The organism is Paenibacillus terrae (assembly GCF_005217525.1).
In the GTDB taxonomy this organism is placed as follows: Bacteria; Bacillota; Bacilli; order Paenibacillales; family Paenibacillaceae; genus Paenibacillus; species Paenibacillus terrae_C.
On sequence record NZ_PNXQ01000018.1, the window covers coordinates 34632 to 37198 of the forward strand.

Annotated in this window: 1 pseudogene; it reads right to left on the reverse strand. The window is 55.4% G+C overall.

From position 1 onward, the window contains the following. Positions 1-2567 (reverse strand): annotated as a pseudogene (locus C1I60_RS26045) (WIAG-tail domain); the annotation flags it as partial.

The window sequence follows — 2567 nt, forward strand, 5'->3', positions numbered from 1 at the left end:
GTCCTGCACCGCTCCAGCTGCCAGATGCTGGGGGTGTACTGCCTGCGCAGACAGATGCAGAGGACCTACGCTACCTTCTGCGAGGTTCATTCCTTGCACCGAGCGCGCCGCCAGCTTTTCAGAGGTGATGCTTTCCGCTTGAAGCGCACGACCGGATACGCTATCCGGGGCCAGGTGTCTCGTAAGCACAGCCGAAGCCTGCAAATGGGCAGAGGTGACGGCTTCTGGGGCCAAATGGCTCGATTGAATCGCTTCTTCTGACAAATGGTTTCCTTGCACCGCTTCGTCCGTAATGTGCCACGGCTGGACCGAGTGGGCGGACAGCTTGGCGGCCGTCACGCTCTGATCTGCCAGTTTGTCGGATGTAACCGACTCATCCTGCAAGACATCGGTCGATATCGCCTGTGATGCGATATGCACGCCCTGAATAGTTCCGAGGTGCAGATGATGCGGCTGGATGGACTCCGGTGCGATATGCACGGACTTCACCGCCCCCTCTGCCAGCGCTCTGTCCTGCACCGCTCCGTCTGCCAGATGCCGGGTGTGTACCGCCTGCGCAGACAGATGTGGAGGGCCGACGCTGTCTTCCGCCAGATTCATTGCCTGCACCGAGCGTGCTGCCAGCTTTTCAGAGGTGATGCTTTCCGCTTGAAGCGCACGACCGGATACGCTATCCGGGGCCAGGTGTCTCGTAAGCACCGTAGAAGCTTGCAGATGAACCGAGGTGACCGCTCCGGCTGCCAAATGCGTCGAATCCACAGCCGCTACTGCCAAATGGCTCCTTTGCACCGCTTCATCTGTTATGTGCCCAGACTGCACCGAATGGGCAGACAGCTTGGTGGAAGTAACACTCCCCTCTGCCAGTTTGGCAGAAGTGACCGCCTCATCTTGTAAGGCCGGGGTCGTCACAGCCTGCAATGCGATATGCTCCCCCTGAACGACCCCGTTTTGCAAGTGATCGGATTGGATGGATTCCGACGCAAGATGCCCTGACTTTACGGCATTCTGAGCCAGTGCGGTTTCTTGTACCGCTCCGGCTGCCAAATGGTGAGTGTGTACCGCTTGCACAGCCAAATGTGCAGGGCCAACGCTGTTTTCCGCCAGGTTGGGTGCTTGCACGGACCCAGCCGCCAGCTTCTCCGAGGTGACGCTTTCCGCCTGAAGTATATGACCGGATACGCTATCCGGGGCGAGATGCTTGGTCAGGACCGATGCAGACTGCAAATGGTTGGAGGTGACGGATTCAGGAGCGAGATGATTCGCTTCCACCGCTTCAACAGCCAGATGATTGCTCTGTACAGCTTTATCCGTGATATGCCACGGCTGCACGGAACGTCCGGACAGCTTGGAGGAAGTTACGCTGCCCTCTGCCAATTTAGGAGCTGTAATCGCCAGATCATTAATTTTATCCGTTGCTACACTCTCTGGCGACAGTTTCAGCGAAGTTACCGCATGATCCTGCAAATGATGGGAGTACACCGCTCCATTCGCCAGATGCCCTGTTTGAACAGCGCCTGCACCCAATATGTCTGCGGTAACAGATTGCCCTTGCAAGGCCGAGGTTCCAACACTTCCGTTCCCGATATGCTCACTCAGCACAGAACCCACGGCCAAATGCGCCGAACGAACGGACTCAGCCTGTAATGCCTTACCACCCACACTTTTGTCCGCCAGATGTTTTTCACGAATAGCCCCGGACGCAATGTGTACATCTGCAATTTCTTGAGGCGCAATTTTATTTCTGGTTACCGCCCCTGCGGCAATTTTGCTTTCCGTAATCGCTTCGTCAGCAATTTTGTCAGGCTTAATAGCGTTCGAAGCAATGTGATTTTCCTTGACCGCCTGATTCGCCACATGGTGATCCAGAACTGCGCCCTTCCCTAATTTCTCGCTCGTGACAGCCCCGGACTGTATATGATGCTCCGTAACCGCACCCGTTACAATATGATTTTCCCGAATAATTTCGGATTGAAGATGTATTGAAGATACCGCCTCTGGAGCAAGCTGAGGCCCTTGTATAGCCGCTGTAGCAATATGTCTGGTAAGTACCGCCTCATCGGCGATTTTGTGTGGTAAAATGCTTTGATCCGATATTTTGGATGAAGTCACGGATTGATCGACAATTTGCAGCGAGCCTACAGACTGATCTGCCAACTTATTGGACTGGATGCTCCGGTCCGCCAAATGACGAGCTAACACTTCTCCCGTTCCAAGCTGCTCTTCCCCAATGGAGCCAGGACTCAGATGCTTTCTTTCAATCGCTCCTGCCTGAATATGCGCACCGGTGACCGCCCCGAGCTCCAGATGACGCCCGCTGACCCCCCCTTCCTCCAGTTGCTCCCTGCCCACAATTCCGTCAGAAAGCTGCTGGCGGTTAATCGAACCGGGTGCCAGATGCCGGGCAGTGATGGCATGCTCCGTTAAATGCACACCTTCAATGCTGCCAGCCTGAATCTTAGAGCCATCCACAGCCCCATCCCGCAGTTTGGACGTGGTCACAGACTGGTCCCCAAGCTTGGAGCTGTCGACAGCCTCATTGGCCAAATTAGTAGATTGTATTGTGCCGC